We start from the raw sequence: 26,009 nt of genomic DNA, 5'->3' as shown, positions 1-26,009 counted from the left end.
GGGGGTTGTTACCGTGCGATCGCATGAGGAGACTCATCGTGATCGCGGCACTGCTCGGCTGCTACCCGTTGCTGCTGGTGGCGGCGCTCTGGCCGGCGCCGTTGCTGTTCGGGGTGGCCGCCGTGGCCTCGTACGCCATCGAGTGCGTGGCCCCGCACGCCGCCCGGCCGCTCCCCGAGCTGCTCGGCAAGGTACATCTGGGCACCACGCTGCGCTTCGCGGCCCGGGAGACCATGGCGCTGCTGCTGGTGGCGCGCACGGCGGGGGCCGACTCGCCGTGGTTCGTGGCGCTGGCGGCCGGGGTGCTCGCGATCCACGCGGTGCGGGCCCTGCACACCGGGCTGGCCATGCGGCTGCGGCAGATGCTCAGCATGATGCCGGTGACGACCCGCAACCTCGACGTCTCCGCGCTGCGCATCCCCAAGATGCCGCCCCCGCCGCTGCGTGACGCCCGCAGCCTGCCCTTCCTCTTCGTGGACGTGCTGCCGGTGCTCGGCGCGGTCCTCGGCCCCGTCGCGGCCACGCTCGGCGCGGGACTGGCGCTCGTGGCGGGCCTGGCGGGGGCGCTCGCGCTCATCCCGTACGTACGGCGCGCCGCCCCGCTCACCGACACGGCCAGGGTCCTGGAGGTCGTGGGCGAGCAGGTCGAGAGGTACAAGCCCGAGGTCATCCTGTACTTCTCCGGCGCCACCGCGGCCGCCTACCAGGCCAGGATGTGGCTGCCCACGCTGGAGCGCATCAACCGCCGCGCGATCGTCGTCCTGCGCGAGCGCGGCATGGCCAGGCACCTGGAGTCCACCAGGCTGCCGATGTTGTGCATCCCGTCGTCGGCCGACCTGATGAGCTTCCGCGCGCTGGCCAACGCCCGGCTCTGCCTGTACGTCTCCAACGTCGGCAGGAACGTCCACATGCTGCGCATCCCGACCCTGCGCAGCGCGTTCCTCAACCACGGCGACAGCGACAAGGAGGCGTCGTTCAACCCGTTCTCCCGGGTCTACGACGAGGTGTGGGTGGCCGGGCCGGCGGGGCGCGACCGGTACCGCCGGGCCAAGGTGGGGGTGCGGGACGAGAACATCCACGAGGTCGGGCGGCCGCAGCTGGAGGGCATCTCGACGGAGGGGCCGGGGCTGCCGTACCGGACCGTGCTGTACGCCCCCACCTGGGAGGGCTGGAACGACGACCTGTTCCACACCTCGCTGATCACCATGGGCCCGCGCCTCGTGCGGGCGCTGCTGGACCACCGGCCGCCGCTGCGGGTGATCTACAAGCCGCACCCGCTCACCGGCCACCGTGCCAAGAGCGCCCTCCGGGCGCACCGGAAGATCGTGGCCATGATCGAGGCGGCGGAGCTGGCCAAGTCGAAGGCCCGCCACCCGTCGCGCGCGGAGGGGACGGAGCCGCGGATCAGGCACCTGATCGTGACCGGGCCGGAGCCGCACCTCTACGACTGCTTCAACGAGTGCGACCTGCTGATCAGCGACATCTCCAGCGTGGTGGCCGACTTCCTGGCCAGCGAGAAGCCGTACGCGGTGACGAACGTCTCGGGCCTGCCCGAGCGGGCCTTCTACGAGCGTTACCCGAGCACCGAGGCGGGGGTGTTGCTCGGCGAGGACTTGTCGGGCCTCGCCGAGTTCTTGGACGGGGAGGACACCCTGGCCAGGGCCAGGGTCAAGCTGCGGAGCTATCTGTTCGGGCCGGAGTATCCGGACGCGCTGACCCGCTTCGACGCCGCCGTCGAGCGGGTCTTCTCGGGCTCCTAACCGGGTGGCCTGGCCAGCTTCTTCGGGCTGGTGAGGAAGCCCCAGCCCCAGGAGCAGTGCATCGTCGCGTACACGAGCGGCAGCCGCAGCTTCGCGCTCATGGGCAGCCCGCCGCCGGTCAGCGCCGAGCCCGCCACGATGGCCAGCGCGTAGCCGCCGGGCACGATCAGGCCGAGCGGGAAGAACGGCGAGACGACCAGCCCGAGCAGCATCGCCAGCACGGCGGCGGGCGGCGCGAGGTAGCGCAGGTTGATCGTGCCCTCGTGGGTGCGCGAGACCACGCGGCGCCAGCGGCCGTAGTGGAAGTACTGCTTGGCCAGCGCCTTCACGTTGGGCCGGGGCCGGTAGGAGACCCGCATGCGCGGCTGGAACCACACCAGGCCGCCGCTCTGGCGGATGCGGTGGTTCATCTCCCAGTCCTGGGCCCGCTGGAAGTGCTCGTCGTAGCCGCCGACCCGGTCGAGCGCCGAGCGGCGGAAGACGCCGAGGTAGACGGTGTCGGCGGGACCGGCGGTGCCGCCCACGTGGAAGGCGGCGGCGCCCACACCGATCTTGGACGTCATGGCGCAGGCGACCGCCTGCTCGAAGGGCGTGATCCCTTCGGCCGCCATGATGCCGCCCACGTTGTCGGCACCGGTCTCCGCCAGCGTCTCGACCGCGACGCGCAGGTAGTCGGAGGGCAGCATGGCGTGCCCGTCCACCCTGGCGATGATGCCGTTGCGCGAGGCGGCGATGGCAGCGTTGAGGGCGTTGGGGGTGCGGCCTGTCGGGTTGGGCACGACCGTCACCCGGCGGTCGGCCGCCGCGATGGCGTCGGCGACCTCCTGGGTGCGGTCCTGGGACGGACCCACGGCGAGAACGACCTCGATCTCACCGGGGTAGCTCTGGGCGAGGACCTGGTCGACGGCCTCGCGGAGGTGCCGCTCCTCGTTGAGGACCGGCATGACGACGGAGATGGGGGGCCAGCCGCGCGTCTCCGCGGGCGCGTGCGGCGAGTCGGGGAACTGCTTCATGGCGGGGCTCACGCTACTGTACGACCAGGGGAGGAGGGCAATCGAAAGCTTGATCCTCCGGGGTGACAAAAGGGGGACGGGATGCGCGACCCGGCCGAGGAGGACGGCGGTGTGCTCGTGGGCGGCGACGCCTACGGTGGCGTCAAGCTCGCACCCGCCCGCACCCGCAAGCCGCGCAGGAGCGCCAGGGCCCGCCGCCGCAACGTGCTGGTGGCCGGCTTCCTGTCCACCGGGGTGCTGGTCACGACGGGCGTGGTGTGGGCGACCCCGCGCCAGATCGGCACCGTCGACGCCGGCGTGACCGCCTCGTCCAAGGGCGCCGAGAACATCCTGCTGGTCGGCGTCGACAAGCGCGACGACCTCACCCGCCAGCAGCAGAACCGGCTCAAGCTGGGCCGCGAGTCCGGCCAGCGCACCGACACGATGATGGTCATCCACCTGTCGGAGGACCACAAGAAGGTCACCGTGGTGAGCCTGCCGCGCGACACCTGGACGACGATCCCGGGCAAGGGCGACCACAAGATCAACTCCGCGTATCAGTTCGGCGGGCCCAAGCTCGCCAAGCAGACCGTGGAGGCGGCCACCGGGCTGCAGATCAACCGCTACATCGAGGTCAACATCCTGGGCTTCATCGACGTCGTCGACTCCCTCGGCGGGGTCACCGTCTGCACGCCCGTGCCGATCAACGACACCAAGATCGCGCTCAACCTGCCCGCCGGCACCCACCAGCTCGACGGCGTGCGCGCGCTCGGCTACGCCCGCACGCGCGCCACCGGCCGCGCCGACCTCGACCGCATCGACCGGCAGCAGCAGGTCATCTCGGCCCTGCTCAACCGGGCGCTCAGCGCCGACACGCTGGCCAACCCGGGCAAGCTGGCCTCGTTCGTCAACTCGACGCTCAGCACGGTCAAGGTCGACCCCGACGACGGGCTGATCGGGCTGGCCACGCAGTTGCGGGACGTCTCGCTCGGCGACGTGAAGTTCGCCGAGGTGCCGCTGTCCGACGTGGACTTCAAGACGCCCACCGGCGAGTCGGCGGTCCTGTGGGACAAGCAGGCGGCGCGCGACCTGTTCGCGAAGATCAACGCGGACCAGGACCCGGCCAAGCCCACCCCGACCGCCTCCGCCACGCCGTCGAACAAGCCGTCCCCGATCGCGCCCGGCCAGATCTCGCTCAAGGTGAAGAACGGCACCCTGATCACCGGCCTGGCCGCGCGGGCCAAGACGGCGCTGGTCGAATCAGGGTTCAAGGTGCCCGGCGAGCCGGGGAACACCAGCAAGAAGGACTACAGGAAGACCATCATCCGCTACGGCGAGGGCCTGGAGGCTTCGGCGAAGGTCGTCGCCACCGCCATTCCCGGGGCGGAGCTTCGAAAGGTGGACATCAAGGGCATCGAGGTGATCCTCGGCAGCGACCAGCCGAAAATCGGGAAACAATCGGCGACAACCACCCCATCCGCCAAGCCCAGCGTTACACCAACGACCAAAACGGCAATGCAGAACATATGTAAGAAATAGGTATAACTATCTGGGTATCGGGCAGGTGAGGCCCATGGTGGTCAGGTGTTGGCGGGAGGACCCCTGTACAGTGCTGCACGTCGTGGGCGATCTCGACGTTGCCGGCGCTCCGAGACTGCGGGCGGAGTTGGAACAGGCTCTGGCCGCCGCCGACCCGCTCAACGTGGTGGTGGACCTGACCGAGGTGCCGTTCTGCGATTCCGTCGGGCTCGGGGTGCTCGTGGCCACGCTGAACCACGTCCAGCACATGAACGGCCGCATGATCCTGGTGCTCGCGCCCGGCATGATCCGCCATCTGCTGACGATCACGAACCTCGACCGGCATTTCGAGACGAGCGGTTCCCTGAACGAGGCGCGCGCGGCCCTCGGCGACGCCGCCGCCTGAGTCGGGAAGGGCCCGCCCGAATCCCGGCTGAATGCCGTCCGAGTACGGCCTGAGTGCCGTCCGAGTGCCGTCGTGGTGGCTGCCGGAATGCCGCTTGAGTACCGTCTGAATGCCGTCTGAATCGAGCGGCGCAAAAGGCCGGAGGTGTGCGAGAACATGGTCGTGTCATCGCGGGCACACCTCCCCACGACCCTCTGAAAGTCGCGGGAGAGCCCCCTCACGTGTGGAGGCTTTCACGTTGTTCGAGCAGTTCCCCGAGCCCGCGCGCTCTCAGCTCAGGTCCGCCTTCGACGAGGGCAGGAGCCGGCCTGAGTGGTGTTTCGCGGAAGGGCCGGCCCGGCTCGCGTACTGGGCGCCCTTCGCCGGCTCGGAGCCGGTGATCGTCTGGCAGTTCGACCCGGGCCCCGACCCCGTCGCCGCCGCCGGACTGCTGCGCCGCAGCCTGGACGAGATGGGGCTGACCAAGATAATCCACGACATCTCGCTCCCGCCCGGGCTCGCCCCTGTCGTCGACCGCGCCGTCGAGCACGAGGCCCTCATCGGGGCCGGGTTCACGATGGAGGTGGAGCGGCTGCTGCTCGAATGGGTGGCCGGCAGCGACATCCCCGACGATCCGGGCAGGCTGACCTACCGGCCCGCGCGCCGCATGGACCCCTCCGAGGTGATCGACATCCTCGTACGCATCTCCGAGGGCTCCCTCGACCACGACACCCGGGTCGAGGTGGCGACGACGGGCGCCGAGAAGGAGGCCCGGTGGATGTACGACGACCTGATGAACCGCAAGGCCAAGCCCGACTGGTTCGTCATCGGCCATCTCGATGACTCCCCCGTGGGCCTGGTGGCCCCCGACGACCACTCCATCGCCTACATCGGCGTCATGCCCGAGCACCGCGGCCGCGGCTACGTCAACGACCTCCTGGCCCGGGGCACCCGCACGCTCGCCGAGGCCGGCGTGCAGCGCATCGTGGCCGCCACCGACCTCGCCAACGTCCCGACCGCCGACGCGTTCCGGCGTGCTGGATACTCGGAGACCGGCCGGCTGTTCCGCTATTACTGGAGGGCATCGTGAGACTGGGAGTCATGTTCGACCGGGGGCTGCCGCCCGAGCAGCTCGTCCCGTTCGCGAAGGCGCTCGACGAGACGACCGTCGGGGACCTGTGGGTCGTGGAGGATCTGGGCTGGACCGGTGGCATCTCGGCGGCGGCCCTGGCGCTGGCCGCCACCTCGCGGCTGCGCGTCGGCATCGGCATCACGCCGGCGCCCCTGCGCAACCCGATGTTGCTGGCGATGGAGCTGGCGAACCTGGAGCGCGTGCATCCCGGGCGGCTGGCGGCCGGGATCGGGCACGGCGTGCAGGAGTGGATGCGCCAGGTGGGCGCCGCCGTGCCGTCGCCGCTCGCCCTCCTGGAGGAGACGATCACGTCCGTACGCGCCCTGCTGCGCGGCGAGACGGTCACCCTGCACGGCCGGGCGGTCCACCTGGACGGCGTGTCGCTGGTGCACCCGCCGGCGGTGGCGCCGCCGGTGCTGGCCGGGGTGAAGAGCCCGCGCTCGCTGGCGCTGTCGGGCCGCGTGGCCCAGGGCACGATCGTGCCCGAGGGCGTCGGGCCCGCCGACCTGCCCGGGATCATCGAGCGGATCGGCGGGGGCGAGGACCACGAGCTGGTGGTCTTCACCTACCTGCACACCGGGCCGGACACCGGCGAGGTCACCCGGTCGATGGTGGAGGGGCAGGCGGGCTTCCTGGGGGTCGCGCCGGAGGACGTGGTCATGGCGACCGGGACTCCGGAGGAGGCGGCGGCGCAGGTCAAGAGCCTTTGGGCGGCGGGGGCCGACACCGTGGCGGTGCGGCCGCTCGGCACCGACCCGCTCCGGCACGTGGAGGCGCTGCTCTCGGCCCTGTGACCCGGGGCGCCGGGGAATCCCGGGAGGATCCGGCCGAACGGCCGATGGCGGGTCGGCCGGATGACCGATGGCCGCCGGGCCGCGCTCGGCCACGATCGTGGGCATGAGGCAATTCGCGGCATCAGCGGCATGCGCGGCGCTCCTGGCAGTGGCGACCGGCGGTTGCGGCGTGGACCTGACGGCCGAAGAGGTCCACGCCGCCCAGTCGTTCCCCTTCACCGGGACAGCCCTGACGATCAGCTCCTCGCTCGGCGGCGTACGCGTCGTGCCCGGCACCGGCGGCACCGTACAGGTGGAACGCTGGCTGAAGGGCAAGGCCGTCACCGACGATCCGGCCTGGTCGCTGCGCGACGGCACCCTGAGGCTCAGCGCGGACTGCAACATGGTCCTCGGTGACTGCGGTGCCCGCTACCACGTCAAGGTCCCGCCAGGAGTGCGGCTGTCGGTCGACGCGGCGGACGGCGTCATCCTGAACGGCCTCACCCAGGACGTGGACGTCTCCAGCCGGGACCGCATCCAGGTGACGGGCGCGTCGGGCCGGCTGCGGCTGCGCAGCGAAGGCCCGATCACGGGCGAGGGCCTGAAGTCCGCCTACGTCAGGTGCCGCACCTCGGACGGCGCGATCGACGTGTCGTTCGCCGGCCGGCCCGCCACCCTCGACCTGCAGTCCCGCGACGGGAGGGTGACAGCGCGGGTGCCCTCCGGCACGTACGCGGTGACGGCGAGCAGCAAGGAGGGCAGCGAGCGCACCGAGGTCCGGCACGACGCCGGAAGCGCCGGCACGATCACCGCCCGCAGCACGTCGGGCGACGTGCGGATCCTGCGGAGATGACGGAGATGACGGAGGGTGCGGGGCCGGTCAGCGGCCCGCCGCACCCACCCGCCCGCCCTACTGCCAGATCGCGGTGTACTTACCGTTCTCCGCGTTGACCTGCACCGGCCGGAGCCCCTTGGCCTTGAGGTCGTCGAACCTCTTCTGGTAGCCGGAGGAGCTCATGTCCACGTAGTGGGCCCAGGACTTGAGCCCGTCCTTGCGCCACACCGCCGTGTACGTGCCGTCGGGTGCCACGGCCACCCTGACCGGCCGGTAGCCCTTGTCCTTGCGGGCGTAGAACTCCGCCTCGTGCTGCTGCCTGCTCTTGCCGTAGGTGTAGTACCAGGCGCCGCCGGTGTTGGCGCTCCACACGCCGACGTACCGGATGTCGCCCGGGGTGCCGTACGCGTCCACGGAGGTCAGCGCGAGCCCCTTGGCGGTGGCCTCCTTGTTGACGGCGGCGAAGCGGTCGGGCGTGAGGCCCGACCTGGCGAGGAAGGCGCCGCTCCTCTTCTCGAAGACGGCGGTGAACACCGGCGAGTCGGCCGGGCCGGTGGCGGAGACCGAGATCGGCTGGGCCCCTTCCTTCACCCCGGCGTCGAACCGCTTCTGGAAGCCGCCGGCCGACATGCCCTGCCAGATGCCCCACTCGGTGGACGAGCCGTCCTTGACCCACACGGCCGCGTACCGCTCGCCGTCGGAAACGTTTACCGTGATCGGCCGGAAACCCTGGTCCTTCAGCCGGCGCACCCGCTCGACGCTCTGCTCGGCGCTCACCCCGTGGTAGGCGACCCAAGCCGGCGCCGCCTGCGCACCGGCCGCCGGCGCCACCCCCGCCACCGGGGCGGCTACCCCGGCTAGCACGGACGTGATGATCGCGATCTTCCTTGAGGTCCGCATGACCCTCCGATGCAGGCTTCTTTACTCGTTCCAGGTAAGGGACGACCCTAACAGCCATTACTGGCCAGCCGCTGGCGGCCGGATTCAGCCGACGCGCTCGAAGGGGGTCGGCGACTGGCCGGTCCAGCGGTAGAGCTGCGCGTGCCCGGTGTGCTTGGAGACGCCGTCCTCGGTGACCTTGCCGGCCTTGGCCACGTAGTAGCGGCCCCCGCCCAGCGAGATCAGGCCGTACTCGCCCGTGAACTGCCACCCCCGCACGCCCGTGGCGTCGTCCTGGAGACCGCCCGGCGCCAGCGTGAGGAGCTTGCCGCGCTCGGCCTGGGGCTGGCCGGCGATCTCGCCCGTCCTGGGCGGCGCGCCGCCGTCCACCATGAAGAAGGTGTAGTTGGGGAACTGCGGCTTGGCGCCCTTGTACACGGCCATCATCCAGTTGCCGGTGTGCTCGTCGTACTCGAGGTTCTGCACGCCGTACGTGGTGTTGCCGGTGTAGGCGAAGTACTTGCCGTCCACCCGCTCGGGGCCGCTCTTGTGCGGGGCGCTCTCGGTGAGCGGCTGCTCGTACTTCTTCCACTGCTGGATGTCGTACTGGAGGAGGACCTGGTGGTCGTTGTCCTGGCGGCCCACGTTCGAGTAGACGCCGTAGGCCACCGTGAGCCTCTGCCTGCCGTGCTTGCTGCCGAACTCGGGGCCGAAGGAGACGCCGTCGATGCCGCTGCAGCCGTAGCGGTGGTCGGGGGTGTCGGCGACGTTGCCGTCGAACTTGCCGTCCCCGTTCATGTCCGCGGCGTAGTCGGCCACGACCTCCTTGAGGTAGACCGTCCTCATCACGTCGGCAGGGTTCATGTCCGGGGCGGTGATGCGGTCCACGTCGAAGATCGCGATGTAGAACGACTCCTGCTCCTTGTACTCCAGCGACCCGTACACGCGGCCGTCCTGGGGGTTGAGGTCCAGGTCGCCGAGGTGACCCGTGAAACCGGCCACCGAGCCGACGAGCCTGCCCCGCAGGTCGGTCTTGACGAGGAGGTTGGTGAAGGAGAAGTACATGAACCCCTTGCGCCGGTCGATGGCCATGCCCTGGACGTGGCCGGCCGTCCAGGCGCCGCCGTAGATCTCCGCCGGGAGCCCTCCTGGACGGTCGGCGGCCGTGGCCGGGGCGGTCAGGAGGGCGAGGGTGGAGGTGGCGGCCAGGGTGAGCGTCAGGACCTTGCGCATGTAACCGTCCTTCGATAGTCAGTGATCACACCGAAACGAGACGGTATCCCGGCTTTGCGGAGATGTCTGACAATTTCCTGAACTGTCGGTTAAGCGGCGCCGAACTACTCCTCCGCCGTCCTGACCCGCAGGGCCTGGTGTGCGGCCTCGGGGAAGCCGCTCGCGCGGACGCCCCGCAGCAGCTCCCGCCACGGCGCCGCCCACCCCGACCGGGGCCCGCAGGTCGCCGCCAGTGCCGTGGCGAGCAGCGCTCCCACCTGCCCCTCGGCGGCCAGCCACGCGGCGTGCGGCAGCACCAGCTCGGCCGGTACGTGCTCGGCCGACTCCCCGAGCGCCTCGCCGGTCTCGACGGCCGCCAGCACTCCCGGGACCGTCCGCACCAGCCGCTCCAGCACGTCGCGGGGAGCGTCGTCCCAGTCGACGGTCGCGGCCAGGAGCTCGGCCACCAGGTCCGGCGGGAGCTCGCCCGCCACCTCCCGCACGACCGCCCCCATCGGCTCACGCTCCACCCGGCGCCACAGGCGCAGGTACGCCACGACGGCCGCGAGCCGCTGGTAGGCCGGGCGGTCGCGGTCGGGACCGGCGTCGGGCTCGCCGGGCGCGGCGGCGAGCGTGCGCACGGCCTCCCGCAGCTCCCCCAGCCCGACCCCGGAACACGCCCCGCTCACCAGCCCGCTCGTCGCCTGCCGCCAGTCCGCGGTCTCGCCGAGGTCGCAGACGATCTCGGCCAGCCGCTCCACGGCGCCCGGCGCGTAGGCGATCCAGCGGGGCAGCGTCTGGACCGCGGGCAGCCGGGTACGCAGGTCGGGCGAGCGGGAGGCGGTGACGACCAGCTCCCCGTACGCTTCCCGCCACCGCTCCGGCACCGCCAGGGGCTGCGTGCCGAGCACGGGACCCACCAGCTCCGCCGCCTCCGTCCCCCGGTCGGCCGCCACCGCGGCGCGGAGCACCTCCCAGGCCCCCGGTTCGGCGAGCAGGCCCAGCACCGCCGACACGATCGCCACCCGGACGTCCTTGTGCTCCCCGTCGGCGTCCCAGAGCTCCCGCAGCACCCGCATCGCGTCGGGCGCGCGGTGCCGGGCGAGCAGCCGGACCGCCTCCTTGCGGGCGGTGACCTTGCCGCCGGCCAGCACCGGTGCCAGGGCCGCCGCCAGCTCGGCGGGCCGCACGAAACGCGCCGCCCGCGTCGCCGCGTACACCGCCACGTGCGCGTCGCCCCCGCCCGCGTGCGCGAGCAGGTCGGCCAGCACCTCCTGCGGGCGCGCCGTCCACGGCAGCGCGGTCAGCGCCGCCCGCCGCAGCGGAGCCTCCCCCGAGTCCAGGTACGGCCGCAGCCGCGCGGCCTCGATCGCGGGCACCTCGCCCAACCGCCGCACGGCCTGCTCACGCTCGTGCATGGGCACCCGGCCGTCGTTCGCCACCCGCTCCATCAGCCGCCGGTACGCCTCGCGCTGCCGCGCCGTCCACCGCTGGACGGCCTGGCGCGGGGCGGACCGCACCTGCCGCACACCGCTGCCGGCGAACCGCCCCACCGGGTTCCGCCGCCCCAGCACGGCCTCCAGCAGGTCGGTACGCTGCCACACCAGCACGTCGAACACCGGCCCGAGCACCACCACGGACGGATCCGCGGCCAGCAGCGCCGCCACCCGCTCGCCCCTGGTGCGCGGCGGCTCCAGCCACAGGCCGATCGCCCGGGCCGCGACCGTCTGGCTGGTGGCGTGCACCGCGCGTTCGAGCGCCCGCTGCAACTCCGGCAGGTCATGCCCGCGCCGGCCGAGCGCCGCGGCGAGCAGGAAGGCCAGCTCGTGCCGGTCGCGGTCGGCCCCCGCCGCCAGGAACGGAGCCAGCCTGCGCACCAGCACGGCCTCCTGGCCGCGCCTGAGCACCCGCGTCAGCTCTCCGAGCGAGACCGTTCCCACGTGACCGGCCAGCCGCTCGGAGACGCGCAGGGCGTAGTCCAGCAGGGCCGCGTCGTCCTGCCGCGCGCCCTGCTCGAACACCTGGGCGGCCAGGCGGGCCAGGGCCAGCCGCGTCGGGTGGGAGCAGTCGCGGGCGGCGAGCGCGTCCTCGACCAGCCGGTCCAGGAACGGCACGTGGGCGGCCAGGAAGAGCTGGGACGGGAGCCGCCCCAGCGCCTGGGCGGCGGCGAGGCGGACCGGGTCCTGCTCGTTGCGCAGCCGGCCCAGCGCGTCGGCCAGGCGGGTGACGATCTCGGGGTCGCGGCCGCGCCCGGCGCAGGCGACCAGGTGGACGTAGCCGTTGGCCCGGTCGAACCCCTCGGATCGGCGGGTCGCCGCCCGCAGGACGGGCTCCGCCTCGTCGTACGGGAGGAAGGCGGCGAGCTCCAGGCTGCGGTACGGATCCTCGGCGATGACCCGCAGCCCCAGCATGCGGCGGGCCTCCGCGACCCGGCGGCGCAGCGGCAGGACGTTCAGCAGGTCCTCGGAGAGCAGCGCCTGGGAGAGGTCGACGCCTTCCATCGTCGCGGTGAACACGGTGTCCCGGCGGCTGGGCGGCACCGACCGCAGGAGGTCGATCAGCGCGTCCTCGTCGTCGCGCACCGCCCGGCCCAGCTCGGCCAGCCGGGCGTCCGGGAGCGCGGCCAGCCGGTCGCGTACCGGCCGCCGCCTGAGCAGCCCGGCGAGCTCCGGCCGCCGCCCCGGGGCCAGGTAGAGGGCCAGCGTACGCACCGGATCCGCGTCCAGCAGCCGCCCGGCGCACCGCCAGCTCCGGCCGGCCCAGTGGTGCTCCAGCAGCTCGATCACCCGCTCGGGCGCGTGCTCGGCGGCGGCCTCGATCCCCGGGCCGAGCGCGAACCACCACGCCCGCCGCAGCTGGCGCGGCAGCTCGGGCAGCACCGACGCGGCGTGGTCGAGCACGGTGAGCGGATGCCGCTTGGCCAGGGCGCCCCAGTTCGGCACCGCGTGCGCGAGGCCGGCCAGCCGGGCCGCGACCACCTCCGCCGGGCACATCACCAGCAGGCCGGCGGCCTCGCGGTCGCCCCATCGCCCGCGTACCTCGTCGATCAGCAGCTCGGCCAGGTCGCTGCGGCCGTTGCGCCTGATGGCCTGGTAGACGGCCACGCGGTGGGTGGCGGGGGCGGTGCGGGCGATCTCCAGGACGGCGTCGTCGGGGGCGCCGAGCCTGACGGCGTGGCTGATCGCGTACCGGGATATGTCCATGTCCGGGTCGGTCATCGCACGAGTGACGTGCGCGACCTCCCGCGCCATCGCGGCCAGCCGCACGCCGAGGAAGCGCTCGTACTGGCCGTGCCCGGCCAGCCCGTCCAGGAGCGCGCGCAGGGCTTCCGGCCGGCCGGAAAGATCCCGCGCGTACTCGGCCAGGCGGCGGCACCGCTGCCCGTGGGACAGCGGCTCCACCTCGTTGAGCAGTTCATCTGCGGAAATGTCAGGCATGGCCGCCTCGCCTCCGTTCGTCATCGTGCGTCATCGTGCGTCGCTCATCGTCGGGTGCCGGCGAGGAAGGCGCGCATGTCGCCGCGCAGCTCCTCGTCCGGCTCCACCTCGTACGCCGCGCGCACCCACGCGACGGCCTCCCCCGGCACGTCCGGCCACGCCGCCAGCACCCGCACCGCGCTCCGCCGGAGCCTGACCACCCTGTTGCGCAGCGCCACCCGGAGCAGGGACAGCCCCGTGCCCGGACTCGACCCCAGCTTCTCGACCACCGGCTCCAGCGCGCGCTCGTGACCGTCCCCGAAGATCCGGTCCCCGGGCCCGTTGGCCAGGCTGTCCATCGGCAGCAGCTCCTCGGCCAGCTCGACCAGCACGGTCGGCTCGGCCAGGCGGGTCACCTCGTACCAGGCGAAACTGTCGCGGGGGTCGACCCGCAGCCGGGCCATGACCTGCGGGAGCACCGGCAGTCCGAGCCTGGTCGCGCAGTGCAGCGCGGAGCCGAAGTCCTCCGCCGCCGGGTCCGCCACACCGGCCAGCGCCAGCTCGGACCAGCGCCGCTGCCCGACGACCTCCTCGTAACGCCGGCGCAGCGCGGCCAGGTCGCCGTCGCGCCAGCCGTACCCGTCCGAGGGCGGCCGGCGCAGGCCCTCCAGGATGGTCAGCAGGCCGCCTAGACGGCGCAGCGTGGCGGTGCGGGTCTCGGCGAGGCCGGCGTAGCGGTCCAGGGCGGGCACGGCGTCGTCGTAGGCGCTGATCCCGGAGACGGGGCCGCCCTCGCCCGTGACGAGCGCGGCCAGGATGCCGCCCGCGCCGTCCACCAGCGCCTCGTCCGGCTCGGGGTCGAGGAGCGCGGAGTAGAGGTCGCCGGTGGTGGCGGCGAGCGGGGCCAGGTAGGCGTTCATGATGTCGTTGCGGAAGCCCTCCCGCAGCAGCCAGGCCCTGACCTCCGGGTCGTCGCAGCCTTCGAGCCGCTCGACGGCGTGGATTCGGCCCCAGCCCGTCACGCGCCTGGCCAGCTCGTACACGGCTCGCTGCCGGTCCGGCTGGGTGCGCAGGAGGGCGACGGCGGCGTACAGGGTGAACTCCTCCAGCGTTCCGAGCAGGAGCAGCAGCTCCCGGTCCGGCTCGCCGCCGCAGGCGCCGACGAGCACGATGCCGATCTTGGTGGCCTCGCGGTGGGTGCCGTGCTCGGCCAGCCACCGGCCTGCCTCGTAGGCCCTGCTCACGGGCACCTTCCGGCTTGCCAGCTCGCGTATGAGGTCGTCGCAGATCGCCAGCGCCGAGCCCTGCGACAGCCGCTCGTGCAACGCGGCGAACGGCGCACCGGACTGCAGCAGGCCGGCGACCTCGGTGACGGCGCCCGCCGGCTCCGACTGGGCGGAGAGGTGGTGGGTCCTGATGCCGTCCATGACGGTGGTGGAGATGTACGGCCTGCCGTCGTCCGGGCGAGGGGGCTCGTCCGGCAACTCCTGGGCATGCTGCGGCCAGGGGCCGGGGCCGTACAGGGAGGACATGGAGATCGCGTGTGCCAGGAAGGTGAGCCGGTCGTCGTCGCTCAGCTTCCTCGTGCCGGGGTTCACCGGCTGGGGCGGTGGCCGCCCTTCCCATAGATCATGGGCGCCATGATGCCGCAGTCGTCCGGGTTCGCGCCAGCGGTTTCCGGGGCGGCCAAGGTCATCGCGCCGCGACCAGTTCCACCTCGAACCCGTCCGCGTCCTCCAGGTAGGCGGCATAGTGCCGCTCCCCGCCCGCGTAGGGGTGCCGTTCGGGGAACATCAACGTCCACCCGTACGCCGCCGCGCGCTCGGCGAGGGCGTCGACCCGCTCCCGGCTCTCCACGTGAAAGGCCAGGTGGTTCAGCCCCGGCCGGAGGCGATCGTGCCGGTCGGCGCTGAGCGCGGGCGACTGCTCGAACACCAGGTACGTTGCCCCCAACCGCCAGCTACGGCCCCCCTCCCAGTCCTGGTGAAGCGTGTAACCGAGCGCTTCGAGCAACCACTGCCACCCGACCAGGGCCTGCCGCAGGTCGGGGACCCAGATCTCGACATGGTGCAACGAACCGGAGGCGGGCTCATCCGTCATGGTCGGACTCTACGGCTGGCCGCTGACGTGCGGTCGCTCAGCCCACCAGGACGATCTTCCCGCGGGCGTGGCGGGTTTGGCTCAGCTCGTGCGCGGCCGCGGCCTCGGCGAGCGGGAACGCCGCCGCGACCGGCACCCGCAGCCGCCCCTCGCCAGCCAGCCTGACCGCGATCTCCAGGCTGTGGAAGGCCAGCGGATCGGCGTGGGCCCCCACGGCCGCGCCCGTCTCGTCGGCCGGCGCGCCGTGCGACATGTGCACGCCGTGGGCCGCCGCGGTGAAGTCGGGCGCGATCGTCACCACGCGCGCCGGGTCCCCGGCGATGGCCACCAGATCGGCCACCGCCCCTCCGGCGCAGTCGAACACGGCGTCCACCCCGCCCGGCGCGAGTGCTCGGACCCGTTCGACGAGCCCCGGCCCGTACGTCGTCGGCTCGGCGCCGAGGGAGCGCAGGAAGTCGTGGTTGTGCGCGCTCGCCGTACCGATGACGGTGGCACCGCGGGCGACGGCCATCTGGACGGCGACGGCGCCCACCCCACCGGCCGCCCCCTGGACGAGCACGGTGTGCCCGGGGCCGACCTCGAGCCGGTCGAGGACCCGGGTGGCCGTCTCGACGCTGCCCGCGGCGCCGCCCGCCTCCTCCCAGCTCCACACCTCCGGCTTGGGCGCCCAGGCGGCCAGGACCGCGAAGTCGGCGTTGGCGCCGCGCGCGGCCATGGTGGTCATGCCGAACACCTCGTCGCCGATGCCCACGCCCGTGACGCCGTCGCCGACCTCGTCCACCACACCCGCGGCGTCGAACCCGGTCCGGTACGGGAACGTCGTGGGCACCACGTCGCGCAGCGCCCCGGACCGGATCGCCACCTCCCCGGGCGAGAGCCCGGAGGCCCGTACGGAGATGCGGATCTCACCCGGTCCGGCGTGCGGCTCCGCCACCTCGGCGACGTGCACGACGCCGGGCGGGCCGTACTCGGTGATCTGAACTGCTCTCATGCGGCCGACCGTAACGGGACACCCCGTCCGTTTGGCTAAAGTGAGAGCGGTGACGGCCGAAGTGATAACGGGTCTCCGCTCGGACGCCCGCGACAACCGCGCACGCATCCTCGCGGTCGCTCGCGCGGCCTTCGCCGCCGAGGGCCTCGACGTGCCGATCCGGGAGATCGCCCGGCGCGCCGACGTCGGCGTCGCGACCGTCTACAGGCACTTCCAGACCAAGGAGTCCCTGCTGACCGAGGCCTTCTCCGAGCAGCTGGCCTTCTGCTCGGAGGTCGTGGCGAAGGGCCTGGCGGCGGACGACCCGTGGCGCGGGTTCTGCCTGGTGATCGAGAAGCTCATGGAGATGCACGCCCTCGACCGGGGCTTCGCCCGCGCGTTCACCTCCCGCCTCCCCAAGGCGGTCGACTTCACCGCCGAACGCGACCGCGCGCTGCGCCTGCTGCTCGAACTGGTGCGGCGCGCGAAGGAGGCGGGCTCCTTGCGGCAGGATTTCGTGCTGGAGGACATCAGCCTGGCGCTGATGGCGAACGAAGGCATCCGCGCCGAGTCACCCCGGATGAGGGTGGCGGCGTCGCGCCGCTTCGCGGCCCTGATGATCCAGTCGTTCCGGGCCGACCCCGTCCCGGCGCCGCTCCCGCCGCCCGTCCGGCTGCCTCTTCAGTTGGACCAGGTGTAACCGTTGGTGGAAACCTGGCCTCCGGTGGGCGGCTCGTCCACGGCGTGAGCCGGGCTCGCGAGCGCGACACCCGCGGCGACGACTGCCGCGGTGATGAGTATTTTCGCGGCCCAGTTCCTTGACACCACGGTTTACCTCCGATTTTGAAATCCCAGATACGGAAGTGATCGTACATATGCCATTGAACCCCGACAAGGGCGCAATTTAGGCATATCCAATTAAGCGAATTACGGCTTTAGTGAATGCCGGTGGACGGCGGGTGGGGCAGACTCGCTTCGGGCTCGGGGAGCCAGGCGTCGCGGGGGGCGGCGAGCCAGTCGTGGGCGGCGGACAGCTCGTCCACGGCCGCGTGCAGGGCGCGCAGGCCCGGGTGGTCGCCGTCGGCGCGCCAGACCATCATCCAGGGGAAAACCGCGACCGGGTCCACGAGCGGCCGCAGGACCGCGCCGGCGATGGCGGGTTGCGTGGTCATGGCGAGAATGGGCGCGTCGCGGTCGCGGATGTGCTGCGCGAGCTCGTCACCGCCGCGCACGTGCGGGTGGGCCATGGCGGGGTCGACACCGAAAGGGGCCAGCAACTGCAGCACCGCGTGCTCCCACCCGGGCGTCGCATGGTCGCCGGCACGGATGCACGGGCTCGTGCCGCGCAGCGACTCCAGGGGCACGGCCCGCAGCCGGGCGAGCGGGTGACGCTCGGGCACCAGCACGGCGATGCGCTCATGGCGTACGGCCCGCTGCCGTACGCCGTCGAGGACGCCCGGGCTGCGGCCGAAGGTGACGTCCAGCCGCCCGTCCAGGAGCAGGGGCGACGCCGCCTCGGTGCCGCTGTGGAAGCGGGCGAAGAACTCCACTCCCGGTGCGCGCTCGCGGGCCGCGGCCAGCACCAGCGCAGGGGTGAGGCCGGAGCCGACGACGTCGACGGTCAGCGACCGGGGCTCACCGCGTAACTCCAGCATGGTCGCGTCGTACAGCCCGAGGATCTCCCGCGCCCGCGCCAGCAGCAGCTGTCCCTCCGGCGTGAGCGTGACCCTGCGGGTCGTGCGCTCCAGCAACCGGCGACCCACCCGGTCCTCCAGCCTCCGGACGTCGCGGCTGAGCGCCTGCTGCGCCACGAACAGGCGCTGGGCGGCCCGGCTGAAGTGCAACTCCTCGGCGACGGCGACGTAGTGGCGCAGCAGGCGGATCTCCACGTCGTCAGGCATCCCTCCTTCCTACCCGATTAACGCATCTGGCGAGTGAATCGCCTTCGAACAGGTGTTGGATCCGGAAAGGTCGCCACCGCCACGATCGAGGCATGGCCGGACGAGGAACGATCACGCTGTGCTACGGGCTGACGGGCGTCATGAACGCGCTGTGGGGCGCCACGCTCCCGGCCACCGACGCGCGCCTGGAGCTCGGGCCCGGCCGGCTCGGCGGGCTGCTGATGGCACTGGCCGCCGGCGCCCTCGTGGCCATGCCGGTGGCCGGACGGCTGGCCGACCGGTGGACCGGACGGCGCCTGCTGCGGGCCTGCGCCCCGGCGGCGGCGCTCGCGCTGACCGGCCCGGCCCTGGCGACCCGCGTCGAGACGCTGATGATCTCGGCTGTCGTGCTCGGGATGCTGTTCGGGCTGCTTAACGTGGCCCTGAGCGTGCAGGCGGTGGCCGTCGAGCGTACGCTCGGCCGCCCGATCATGGCCACGGTGCACGGCACGTGGACGCTCGGCGCGGTCGCGGGCGGCGCGATCATCACCACGGCCCTGCGCGCCGGCGCCGACGTGCGGGCGCTGATGGCCGCGGGCGCGATCACCCTGGCCACCGCCCTGGCCACCGCCCTGGCCACCGCCCTGGCCACCGTCAAGGGCCCTCCGGACGCACCCGCCCGCCCTGCCGGGGGCGCTCGGGACGCACCCGCCCGCTCCGACCGGGGGGCTCCGGACGCACGCGCCCGCTCCGACCGGGCCGCGCGGCGGGCGGCTCCGCTCCGACCGGGACTCTTGGCCCTGCTGGGCGTGATCGGCGCGGCCGCCTTCGTCACCGAGGGCGCCGCCACCGACTGGGCCGGCGTGCACGCGACCCGTGTCCTGGGCGCGGACCCCGCCACCGGGTCGCTCGTGTACACCGTCTTCTTCGTCGCGATGACGCTTGTCCGCTTCGTCGGCGACGCCCTGCGCACGCGGCTCGGCGTCGTCCGCACGACCCGGCTGGCCGGCGCGACCGCCACGGCCGGCTACGGCCTGGTCCTGCTCGCGGGCGTCCTGCCCGCGAGCGCGCGAGTGGGCTGCGCCATGGCCGGCTGGGCACTGGCCGGCGCCGGCATGGCCGTGGTCTGGCCGATCGTGGCCAGCCTCCTCGGCACCGCCGACGGTGCCGCCCGCCGGCTGTCCGCGGTCACCACCATCAGCTACGGCGGGGGCCTGATCGGCCCCGCCCTCATCGGGTACGTCGCGACGACGGCGACGCTGCCCCTCGCCCTGGTGATCCCGGCGGCCCTGGCGCTGCTCGTGGCCACCGCCGCACCACCGTTGCTGCACACGGTCGTCAGGACCGTGGCCGCAGCCGACCACCCCATCGCAGCATCCAGGAGGACCCCATGAACAAGACCGTCTCCACGCTCGCCGTCCCGGGCGCCCGCCTGCACTTCGAGGTACGCGGCCAGGGCCCGCTCGTCGCGCTCGTCGGCGCCCCGATGGACGCCGATTCCTTCGCCGCGCTGGCCGACCTGCTCGCCACCGACCACACGGTGCTCACCACCGACCCCCGCGGCGTCGGGCGCAGCCCGCTCGACGATCCCGCCCAGGACTCCACGCCGGAGCTGCGCGCCGACGACCTGTCCCGCCTGCTGACCCACGTGGACGCCGGACCCGCCACGGTGTTCGGCTCCAGCGGCGGCGCCGTCACCGCCCTCGCCCACGCCCAGAGCCATCCCGAGCAACTGCGCGCCGTCATCGCCCACGAACCCCCGCTGCTCGATCTCCTGGAGGACCGCGACCAGCAGCACGCCAAGACCGACGACCTCATCGCCACCTACCTCGGCGGCGACGCCATCGGCGCCTGGGCGAAGTTCATGGCCCAGGCCGGCATCGCGCTGCCCGAGGGGGCGCTGGAGATGATGTTCGGCGGTGAACGCGACCCGCGGCACGTCGCCGACGAGCGCCACTGGTTCGCCCACGAGCTGCAGGGCACCACCCGCTGGCGGCCCGACCTGGACCGGCTGCGCTCGGCGCCCGGCCTCGTGATCGGCATCGGCGAGGAGTCGGCCGGGCAGCTGTGCGACCGCACCTCCCGAGCGCTGGGGCTCGCCCTCGGCCTCGACCCCGTCCCGTTCCCCGGCGACCACACCGGCTTCGCCGACGACCCTGACAGGTTCGCCCCCGGCCTGCGCGCCCTCCTGACCCGGACCTGACCCGGCCGGGCATCTCGCATCCCGGACCCGGAGGGCGGCGGCATCGCGGACCTCCCTCGACGCACTCAGATCCGGAGTCGCGAAGGATAGTCGGCATCCGCGGGTTATCCGATCGAAACACGATCGCCACCTCGCGGCTGCGTCAATGCGCCTTCGTACACCGGCGAATCGGCGATAAGATCGCGGCGGGTCGCAAGGGTGACATTGGTCGAACATGAATGCCCTCTATTCATTCAGAAGTAGCCGATGAACGGATTTTCGTGCCGTGGTGCTCGAATCTCCTTAGGGGTTGGTGGGCGTGAGTGCGGATTTCGGAGAGGCCACGCCGCGCCTCGAATGGCCCATGGATCTGGACATCAACGCCCTGCTGGAGGGCGGCTGGCGGCCCACACCCTTCCAGCAGTTCGTCCTCAAGATTCACAGCAGATGCAATCTCGCCTGCACCTACTGCTACATGTACGAGATGGCCGACCAGGGCTGGCGCCGCCAGCCCCGGCGGATGTCGCAGTCGACGATCGACTCCGTCGCGGCACGCATCGCCGAGCACGCGCGGCTGAACCGCCTGTCCGAAGTGGACGTGATCCTCCACGGCGGCGAGCCCCTGCTCGCCGGCGCCGACCACATCCGCTACGCGGTGAACGCCGTACGCACCGCGGTCGACCCCGGCGTGACGGTGAACGTCCAGGTGCAGACCAACGGGGTGCTCCTCGACCCCGTCTTCCTCGACCTGTTCGACGAACTCGGCGTCCTCGTCGCGGTCAGCCTCGACGGCGACCGCGAGGCCAACGACCGCCACCGCCGCGGACCGGCGGGGCAGGGCAGCTACGACCGGGTCCACGCCGGGCTGACCAACCTCACCTCCCCCGCCTTCCGGCACCTGTTCAACGGGCTGCTGTGCACGATCGACCTGCGGAATGACCCCGTCGGCACGTACGAGGCGCTCCTGGCGTACGGTCCGCCGACGATGGACTTCCTGCTGCCGCACGGCACCTGGGAGACCCCTCCGCCGGGCCTCCGGCCGGACGGTACGGACGCCCCGTACGGCGACTGGCTCATCGCCGTCTTCGACCGCTGGTACCACGCGCCGGAGCGCGAGACCCGGCTCCGCCTGTTCGACGAGATCATTCGTCTCGTGCTCGGACGCCCCTCGCGCAGCGAGGCCGTCGGGCTATCCGCGGTCGCCGTCGTCGTCGTCGAGACCGACGGCGGCATCGAACAGGTGGACAGCCTCAAATCGGCCTACGACGGAGCCACCCGTACGCCGCTGCACGTCGGCGCCCACGCTTTCGACGAGGCCCTCATGCTGCCCTCGATCGCCGCCCGGCAGATCGGCGAGCGCGCGCTGTCACCGGAATGCCAGGCGTGCGAAATACGGCGTGTCTGCGGCGCGGGGCTCTATCCCCATCGCTATCGCCCGGGCACCGGATTCGCCAATCCCAGCGTTTACTGCCGCGACCTCTTCCGGCTCATCAAACATGTCCAGCACGCGGTTAACGACGACATCGCCGCCGTGCGCGACCGCAGCCGGCGTCGTCGCGCTTCCGCACAGACCACCGATCCGCAGAGAGGCAACCTCACGCCCATGCCGTTGACACCGCATTCCCTGCCGAAAGAGGTGTTCCTCGAACTCGCCGCGGGCGGCGGCGGCCGCGACGCCGTCGAGCGCCTGTGGACGGCGCAGGACAGCAAACGCCTGCTGCTCCTGCGCGGCGTCCGCGACCTCGCCGAGGAAGATGCCCCGCGGGTCCGGCACGCCTACGAGCTGCTCGCCGACATCCAGGAGGCCGCACCCGAGGTGACCAGGGCGGTGCTCCGCTATCCGACCGTCGGCTCCTGGGGGCTGCGCACGCTCCACGCGCTCAGCGGCGGGACACCGCCGGCTCCTTGGGAGACTCCGAGCGCCATGGCGTCGCTGGCGGCGGTCGCGGCGATCCGGTCCGGGCGCAGCGAGACGATCGAGGTGCCCGTGATGGACGGCGCGGTCGTGCTCCCGTCGCTGGGCCGGGCGATCGTCCCCGGCGCAGGCCGGTTCGCCGTCGTGCGTACCGGGGACGGCGAGGCGGAGATCAGCGCCGGCGGGGTCACCGTACGCGTCGGGGCGGATCCCTCATGGGAAGGCCTGCGGCGCATCCGGGCCTCGCATCGCGGCGTGGCGGTCGAGTTCGTCGTCGACGACCTCGACCCGAACCGGATGCCGGGCGCGCGGCGGACCGAGGGCCGGCTGGGCGAGGCGGAGCTGCACGGGTGGGAGTCGACGCTCCAGCCGGCCTGGGAGATCCTCATCGACCGGCACCGCCAGGTCGCCGAGGAGACCACTGCCGTGGTCACGGTGCTGACGCCGCTGATCGGGCCGGAGAACGGCACCTCCAGCGCCACCTCCAAACTGGCCTTCGGCAACATCGGGCTCTCCACGCCGCCCGATCCGCACTCGTTCGCGGTGACCCTGGCGCACGAGTCCCAGCACGCGAAGCTGAGCGGCCTGCTGGATCTCATCCCCCTGACGCAGCCGGACGACGGCAGCCGCTACTACGCGCCGTGGCGTGACGACCCGCGCCCGCTGGGCGGCCTGCTCCAGGGCGCGTACGCGCACATGGGCATCGCGGCGTTCTGGAGGGTGGAACGCCAGGAGCCGCATCCGGCGGACCTGCTGCTCCGCGCGCACACGGAGTTCGCCCAGTGGCGCGACGGCACCGAGGCGGCGATCCGGGCGCTGCGGACAAGTGGCCGGCTCACCGCCGAAGGCGATCTGTTCACCGCCGAGATGGCCGGCACGATGGCCGAGATGTGTGCCGAGGACGTACCGGCCGAGGCCACCCGCCGCGCCCGCGTCTCGATCGGCCGGCACCTGGCCGGCTGGCGCCAACGCAACGGCGAACCACCGGCCGGCCAGTTGCCCTCACTCGCCTGAGGCCCGGAGACCTCGGTCGTCAGATCGGCGGCGGGTCGAAGTCGAGGTCCAGGTGCCGTTCCTCCATGAAGGCGATGGCGTCGGGATGCTCCAGGTTGAGCCTCTGCGCGTACCGGTCGCGGGTGGCCTCGCGGAGAGTGGCCGCCTCCTCGACGGCCTCGGGCGTGCCGAGGCGCTTGAGGTCGGCCGAAAGGTTGGCGGCGCAGGCGAGGCTCATCGGATGGTTCTGGCTGACGAGCTCCGTCAGCCGGCCATAGGTGTCGCGGCCGCGCTCCACGGCCAGGTCGTACAACCCCAGCGCCGCCAGGTCGCTCGCCAGGTTGGTCGCCACGGTCAGGTAGTAGTGGTGGTTGCGCCCGAGACGCCGCTCGAGCTTCTCCAGCGTCTCCTCGTTCAGCGCGCGGGCCTTCTCCGGGTCCTGGCAGGTGCGGTGCAGCAGCGCCAGGTTGCCCGTGCAGGCCAGACAGTACGGATGGTCGGCGCCGTAGACGTGCGGATAGCGCTTCACGGTGTCGGCCGCCAGTTCCAGTCCTTCCTGCTCCTGACCGTTGTTGCGCTGCACGTTGGCCAGGGACATGGCCGCGGCCAGCGTGTCGGGGTGGTCGAGGCCGTACCTTCGGACATAGCGGCCGTGCACGTCGGTGCACATCTCCAGTGCCCTGTCGAGCTCGCCGAGCCTCCGCCAGGCGATGGAGAGGTCCTTGGCGGTCCAGAGGTAGGTGGGGTGATCGCCGCCCAGATACTCCAGACCGTAGGCGAGAGCCTCCTCGCCCAGGTCGCTGGCCTCAGCGTAGTCACCGGACAGGCGGACCGCACGTGCGAGCGCGTTCCAGTGAACCAGCACGGTCGCCGCGCCCGCCTGCGCGTCCTGCAGCCCGATGTAGGCGATCTCGTGCAGTTCCCGAGCCCGATGGAAACGACTGGTGAGACTGTAGTCCAGGGCCAGGTTGTTCTTCGCGCGCAGGGTTCGCTGATCCTCGGGGCCGAAGGCCGCCTCGTGCCGGCGTACCGAGTCCTCGTCATGGCTCAGGGCCGCGGCGAAGTCGCCTCGCGCCCGCAGGTCGGCGCCGATGCCGCTGACCAGGAGCAGCAGCTCGTCGTCGGGCGTGCCCACCCGGCGCATCTTGCCGAGGGTCCGCTGGTTGAGCTCGTAGACCTCGTTGTACTTGCCCAGCTGGCGCAGGATGTTGCCCTGCTCGCGATAGGCCTTGAGCACGTGGGGATCGTCGGGGCCGGAGTCCTTCTCCCACTGGTCGATGAAGAGGTTGACGAACTCCTGCGCGAACCCGTCGCCGGACATGTACAGATAACGCGCCAGGTTCAGCGCGAAGTCGCGCACTTTCAGGTCTCGGCTTTCCTGGACCCGGGCGGGCACGACATGCCCCAGGATGCCGCCGTAACGGCCCCAGTTAACTGACTCTTCGGGATTGCCCAGTTGCAGGCCGGTCAGCAGACGGTGGACGTCCGCGAGATGCCCGGCCTTCTCCTCGGGGTCGAGCTCGTCGCGTACGAGCGCCTGGATCAGCCGGTGCACCTGGATGGTCCGGCTGCTCGGGTCGATGCGCGCCAGGGCGAAGCGGCCCAGCTCGCCCACCGACCGGCTCAGCTTGATCGGATTGGCGAGCAGCTCGTTCAGCTGAGGGCTCAGGCCGGTGACGCGCTGGCTGAACACATCGCGCGGGATCGGCTCCGGGCCGAAGAAGGCACAGCAGCGCAGCAGGTCGATGGCCTCCGGGCGCCGCTCGCTCAGCCGGCTGACCGAGAGGTTCCAGGCCGCCGTCATCGAGATCGGGTATTCGGTCGGCTTGCCCTCGTCGAGGAGCTGGCTGGCGTGCTCGTTCAGCAGCTCGATGTACTCGTCGACGGGCATGCCCGTCTCGGCCTGGAGCGCACCGGCCTGCTCCAGCGCCAGGGGAAGGTCTCCCAGCTGGTCGGCGAGCCGGTCGGCGTCCTCGGGAGCGATCGCCCTGCGGACCCGCTTGCTGAGGAACGCGATGCTCTCCGCCCGGGTGAAGACGTCGACCGGGACGGCCTCGACGACGTCCTCCCACCGGTGGTTGCGTGAAGTGATCAGGACATGGCCCGGCCCGTCGGGGATCACGTCCCGGATCTCCTCCGGCTCGTCCGCGTTGTCGAAGATGAGCAGCCAGCGGTTGTACGGCTTGCCGCGCCGCAGCGCGTCCAGCGCGGCGTTGGCCGCGTCCTCGACGCCGATCGCCGCCGCCGACGGGAGGTCCAGATAAGGAGCCAGCGACGCCAGCGACGAGCGGATGAGCACCCGCTGGTCGGCGGAGATCCACCAGACGAGGTCGTACTCGTTGCCGTATCTGTAGGCGTACTCGACCGCCATCTGCGTCTTCCCGACACCGCCCAGACCGTGCAGGGCATGCGGAAGAACCCGCGGGAGGACCACCGTGACCTGACCGCTGGTCCCGGCGGTCATCCCCGAGCGCAGTTTCTCGAGGAGCACTTCTCTACCGGTGAAGTTCTTGTTCCTGGGCGGAATCTTGCCCCAAACCTCGGGCGCCGCTGACCGTCTTACTTCGCTCGGCTGTGTACCGGTCACAGGGCCACCTCCGAATCGTAGACTCCAGTCTCAACGTTGAACAACGCTTCGATACGGTCAATGGCACGCCGGAAACCGGCCATGTCACACCCAAGCGCCAACGCAAGAATAAAGAACTCGAGCAAGGCACCTCAGAGTAAACGGATTGATCGGCCAATCATGTATCGTGTCGATAACCTTTCCAAGTATCTTCGCGGCGCCGTCCCCGTACCAGAGGTGTCACCCAGCTTGTATGCTGTCCCGGACACTGGACCGTGATGCATCAGGCTGGGAGTTGGTCATGGAGCAACAGGAGAACGAACTGGCAGGTCAGCTGCCTAACTGTTCCGATCTGTCCCTCCGCGACCTCGACGAACTCGACGGCTCGGCCTTCGCCTACGCGATGAGGAGCCTGATGGCGCCCGATCGGCGCGACACCGAAGCCATCGCCGGGTTCAGTAACTCCGTTGGCCATTTCGACCGCGATTAAGACACAACGCC

General features: G+C 71.9%; 20 protein-coding genes. 11 read left to right on the top strand and 9 right to left on the bottom strand.

Features of this window, described 5'->3' with window-relative positions; translation table 11 throughout:
• Positions 1 to 23 precede the first annotated feature (23 nt).
• The gene (locus ACBJ59_RS45670) at positions 24 to 1,760 is read left to right on the top strand and encodes a CDP-glycerol glycerophosphotransferase family protein (protein ID WP_375116343.1); all 1,737 of its coding nucleotides are present in this window, start codon (positions 24 to 26) and stop codon (positions 1,758 to 1,760) included.
• Here ACBJ59_RS45670 and ACBJ59_RS45665 read toward each other — a convergent pair.
• Complete coding sequence (locus tag ACBJ59_RS45665; RefSeq protein ID WP_364127751.1) at positions 1,757 to 2,773, bottom strand: glycosyltransferase family 2 protein; 1,017 nt, start codon at positions 2,771 to 2,773, stop codon at positions 1,757 to 1,759. The genes ACBJ59_RS45670 and ACBJ59_RS45665 overlap by 4 nt on opposite strands.
• Before the next feature lie 81 nt (positions 2,774 to 2,854).
• On the opposite strand from ACBJ59_RS45665, the gene ACBJ59_RS45660 reads away from it, so the two are divergent.
• The 5 genes from ACBJ59_RS45660 to ACBJ59_RS45640 all read left to right on the top strand — a co-directional run bounded on the left by ACBJ59_RS45660 (position 2,855) and on the right by ACBJ59_RS45640 (position 7,413).
• On the top strand, positions 2,855 to 4,291 hold the full coding sequence (locus ACBJ59_RS45660; RefSeq protein WP_375116342.1) for an LCP family protein: 1,437 nt from the start codon (positions 2,855 to 2,857) through the stop codon (positions 4,289 to 4,291).
• 34 nt (positions 4,292 to 4,325) lie between these two features.
• On the top strand, positions 4,326 to 4,676 hold the full coding sequence (locus ACBJ59_RS45655; RefSeq protein WP_375116341.1) for an STAS domain-containing protein: 351 nt from the start codon (positions 4,326 to 4,328) through the stop codon (positions 4,674 to 4,676).
• Positions 4,677 to 4,899: 223 nt separating this feature from the next.
• Positions 4,900 to 5,745 (top strand): GNAT family N-acetyltransferase, encoded by an 846-nt coding sequence (locus ACBJ59_RS45650; RefSeq protein WP_375116340.1) that lies wholly within the window; start codon positions 4,900 to 4,902, stop codon positions 5,743 to 5,745.
• Positions 5,742 to 6,581: an LLM class flavin-dependent oxidoreductase gene (locus ACBJ59_RS45645; protein ID WP_375116339.1), complete on the top strand. Its 840-nt coding sequence runs from the start codon at positions 5,742 to 5,744 to the stop codon at positions 6,579 to 6,581. Before ACBJ59_RS45650 ends, ACBJ59_RS45645 begins: the two co-directional genes overlap by 4 nt.
• Before the next feature lie 103 nt (positions 6,582 to 6,684).
• Complete coding sequence (locus ACBJ59_RS45640) at positions 6,685 to 7,413, top strand: DUF4097 family beta strand repeat-containing protein (protein WP_375116338.1); 729 nt, start codon at positions 6,685 to 6,687, stop codon at positions 7,411 to 7,413.
• A 57-nt stretch (positions 7,414 to 7,470) separates the two neighbouring features.
• Here the strand turns inward: ACBJ59_RS45640 and ACBJ59_RS45635 are convergent, their stop codons facing one another.
• From ACBJ59_RS45635 to ACBJ59_RS45610, 6 genes are all read right to left on the bottom strand, one after another.
• Positions 7,471 to 8,259: a hypothetical protein gene (locus ACBJ59_RS45635; protein ID WP_375116337.1), complete on the bottom strand. Its 789-nt coding sequence runs from the start codon at positions 8,257 to 8,259 to the stop codon at positions 7,471 to 7,473.
• Positions 8,260 to 8,379: 120 nt separating this feature from the next.
• The gene (locus ACBJ59_RS45630) at positions 8,380 to 9,507 is read right to left on the bottom strand and encodes a hypothetical protein (RefSeq protein WP_375116336.1); all 1,128 of its coding nucleotides are present in this window, start codon (positions 9,505 to 9,507) and stop codon (positions 8,380 to 8,382) included.
• Positions 9,508 to 9,611: 104 nt separating this feature from the next.
• Positions 9,612 to 12,923, bottom strand: a complete 3,312-nt coding sequence (locus ACBJ59_RS45625; RefSeq protein WP_375116335.1) for a hypothetical protein — start codon at positions 12,921 to 12,923, stop codon at positions 9,612 to 9,614.
• 44 nt (positions 12,924 to 12,967) lie between these two features.
• Positions 12,968 to 14,500 carry a hypothetical protein gene (locus ACBJ59_RS45620; RefSeq protein WP_375116334.1) on the bottom strand — a complete coding sequence of 511 codons (1,533 nt, stop codon included), beginning with the start codon at positions 14,498 to 14,500 and terminating at the stop codon, positions 12,968 to 12,970.
• A 94-nt stretch (positions 14,501 to 14,594) separates the two neighbouring features.
• Positions 14,595 to 15,002: a VOC family protein gene (locus tag ACBJ59_RS45615; RefSeq protein WP_375116333.1), complete on the bottom strand. Its 408-nt coding sequence runs from the start codon at positions 15,000 to 15,002 to the stop codon at positions 14,595 to 14,597.
• A 37-nt stretch (positions 15,003 to 15,039) separates the two neighbouring features.
• The gene (locus ACBJ59_RS45610) at positions 15,040 to 15,993 is read right to left on the bottom strand and encodes an NADP-dependent oxidoreductase (protein WP_375116332.1); all 954 of its coding nucleotides are present in this window, start codon (positions 15,991 to 15,993) and stop codon (positions 15,040 to 15,042) included.
• 49 nt (positions 15,994 to 16,042) lie between these two features.
• On the opposite strand from ACBJ59_RS45610, the gene ACBJ59_RS45605 reads away from it, so the two are divergent.
• Positions 16,043 to 16,672 (top strand): TetR/AcrR family transcriptional regulator, encoded by a 630-nt coding sequence (locus tag ACBJ59_RS45605; RefSeq protein WP_375116331.1) that lies wholly within the window; start codon positions 16,043 to 16,045, stop codon positions 16,670 to 16,672.
• Positions 16,673 to 16,907: 235 nt separating this feature from the next.
• Here ACBJ59_RS45605 and ACBJ59_RS45600 read toward each other — a convergent pair whose 3' ends face one another.
• Positions 16,908 to 17,873: a LysR family transcriptional regulator gene (locus ACBJ59_RS45600; protein WP_375116330.1), complete on the bottom strand. Its 966-nt coding sequence runs from the start codon at positions 17,871 to 17,873 to the stop codon at positions 16,908 to 16,910.
• A 92-nt stretch (positions 17,874 to 17,965) separates the two neighbouring features.
• Between ACBJ59_RS45600 and ACBJ59_RS45595 the strand changes: the two genes are divergently transcribed.
• From ACBJ59_RS45595 to ACBJ59_RS45585, 3 genes are all read left to right on the top strand, one after another.
• Entirely contained in the window at positions 17,966 to 19,246 is a 1,281-nt protein-coding gene (locus ACBJ59_RS45595) for an MFS transporter (RefSeq protein ID WP_375116329.1), read from the top strand.
• On the top strand, positions 19,243 to 20,055 hold the full coding sequence (locus ACBJ59_RS45590; RefSeq protein ID WP_375116328.1) for an alpha/beta fold hydrolase: 813 nt from the start codon (positions 19,243 to 19,245) through the stop codon (positions 20,053 to 20,055). The genes ACBJ59_RS45595 and ACBJ59_RS45590 overlap by 4 nt, the downstream gene beginning before the upstream one ends.
• A gap of 298 nt (positions 20,056 to 20,353) precedes the next feature.
• A complete protein-coding gene (locus ACBJ59_RS45585) occupies positions 20,354 to 22,963 on the top strand; it encodes an FxsB family cyclophane-forming radical SAM/SPASM peptide maturase (protein ID WP_375116327.1) in 2,610 nt (869 codons plus the stop codon).
• 19 nt (positions 22,964 to 22,982) lie between these two features.
• Here the strand turns inward: ACBJ59_RS45585 and fxsT are convergent, their stop codons facing one another.
• Positions 22,983 to 25,529 (bottom strand): FxSxx-COOH system tetratricopeptide repeat protein, encoded by a 2,547-nt coding sequence (gene fxsT / locus ACBJ59_RS45580; protein ID WP_375116326.1) that lies wholly within the window; start codon positions 25,527 to 25,529, stop codon positions 22,983 to 22,985.
• A gap of 280 nt (positions 25,530 to 25,809) precedes the next feature.
• On the opposite strand from fxsT, the gene ACBJ59_RS45575 reads away from it, so the two are divergent.
• Positions 25,810 to 25,998 (top strand): FXSXX-COOH protein, encoded by a 189-nt coding sequence (locus ACBJ59_RS45575; RefSeq protein WP_375116325.1) that lies wholly within the window; start codon positions 25,810 to 25,812, stop codon positions 25,996 to 25,998.
• The last annotated feature ends 11 nt before the right edge of the window (positions 25,999 to 26,009 follow it).

This window comes from Nonomuraea sp. MTCD27 (genome assembly GCF_041950495.1).
Classification (GTDB): Bacteria; Actinomycetota; Actinomycetes; order Streptosporangiales; family Streptosporangiaceae; genus Nonomuraea.
The sequence above is the reverse complement of the archived record's forward strand: the minus strand, read 5'-3'. Positions and strand labels throughout refer to the sequence as shown.

What these genes read in the sequence shown, in the direction of transcription:
- ACBJ59_RS45630 (WP_375116336.1), bottom strand. Translation starts at nt 9,507, where the DNA reads ATGCGCAAGGTCCTGACGCTCACCCTGGCCGCCACCTCCACCCTCGCC.
- ACBJ59_RS45670 (WP_375116343.1), top strand. Translation starts at nt 24, where the DNA reads ATGAGGAGACTCATCGTGATCGCGGCACTGCTCGGCTGCTACCCGTTG.
- ACBJ59_RS45615 (WP_375116333.1), bottom strand. Translation starts at nt 15,002, where the DNA reads ATGACGGATGAGCCCGCCTCCGGTTCGTTGCACCATGTCGAGATCTGG.
- ACBJ59_RS45590 (WP_375116328.1), top strand. Translation starts at nt 19,243, where the DNA reads ATGAACAAGACCGTCTCCACGCTCGCCGTCCCGGGCGCCCGCCTGCAC.
- ACBJ59_RS45575 (WP_375116325.1), top strand. Translation starts at nt 25,810, where the DNA reads ATGGAGCAACAGGAGAACGAACTGGCAGGTCAGCTGCCTAACTGTTCC.
- ACBJ59_RS45625 (WP_375116335.1), bottom strand. Translation starts at nt 12,923, where the DNA reads ATGCCTGACATTTCCGCAGATGAACTGCTCAACGAGGTGGAGCCGCTG.
- ACBJ59_RS45665 (WP_364127751.1), bottom strand. Translation starts at nt 2,773, where the DNA reads ATGAAGCAGTTCCCCGACTCGCCGCACGCGCCCGCGGAGACGCGCGGC.
- ACBJ59_RS45600 (WP_375116330.1), bottom strand. Translation starts at nt 17,873, where the DNA reads ATGCCTGACGACGTGGAGATCCGCCTGCTGCGCCACTACGTCGCCGTC.
- ACBJ59_RS45640 (WP_375116338.1), top strand. Translation starts at nt 6,685, where the DNA reads ATGAGGCAATTCGCGGCATCAGCGGCATGCGCGGCGCTCCTGGCAGTG.
- ACBJ59_RS45610 (WP_375116332.1), bottom strand. Translation starts at nt 15,993, where the DNA reads ATGAGAGCAGTTCAGATCACCGAGTACGGCCCGCCCGGCGTCGTGCAC.
- ACBJ59_RS45655 (WP_375116341.1), top strand. Translation starts at nt 4,326, where the DNA reads ATGGTGGTCAGGTGTTGGCGGGAGGACCCCTGTACAGTGCTGCACGTC.
- ACBJ59_RS45595 (WP_375116329.1), top strand. Translation starts at nt 17,966, where the DNA reads ATGGCCGGACGAGGAACGATCACGCTGTGCTACGGGCTGACGGGCGTC.
- ACBJ59_RS45660 (WP_375116342.1), top strand. Translation starts at nt 2,855, where the DNA reads ATGCGCGACCCGGCCGAGGAGGACGGCGGTGTGCTCGTGGGCGGCGAC.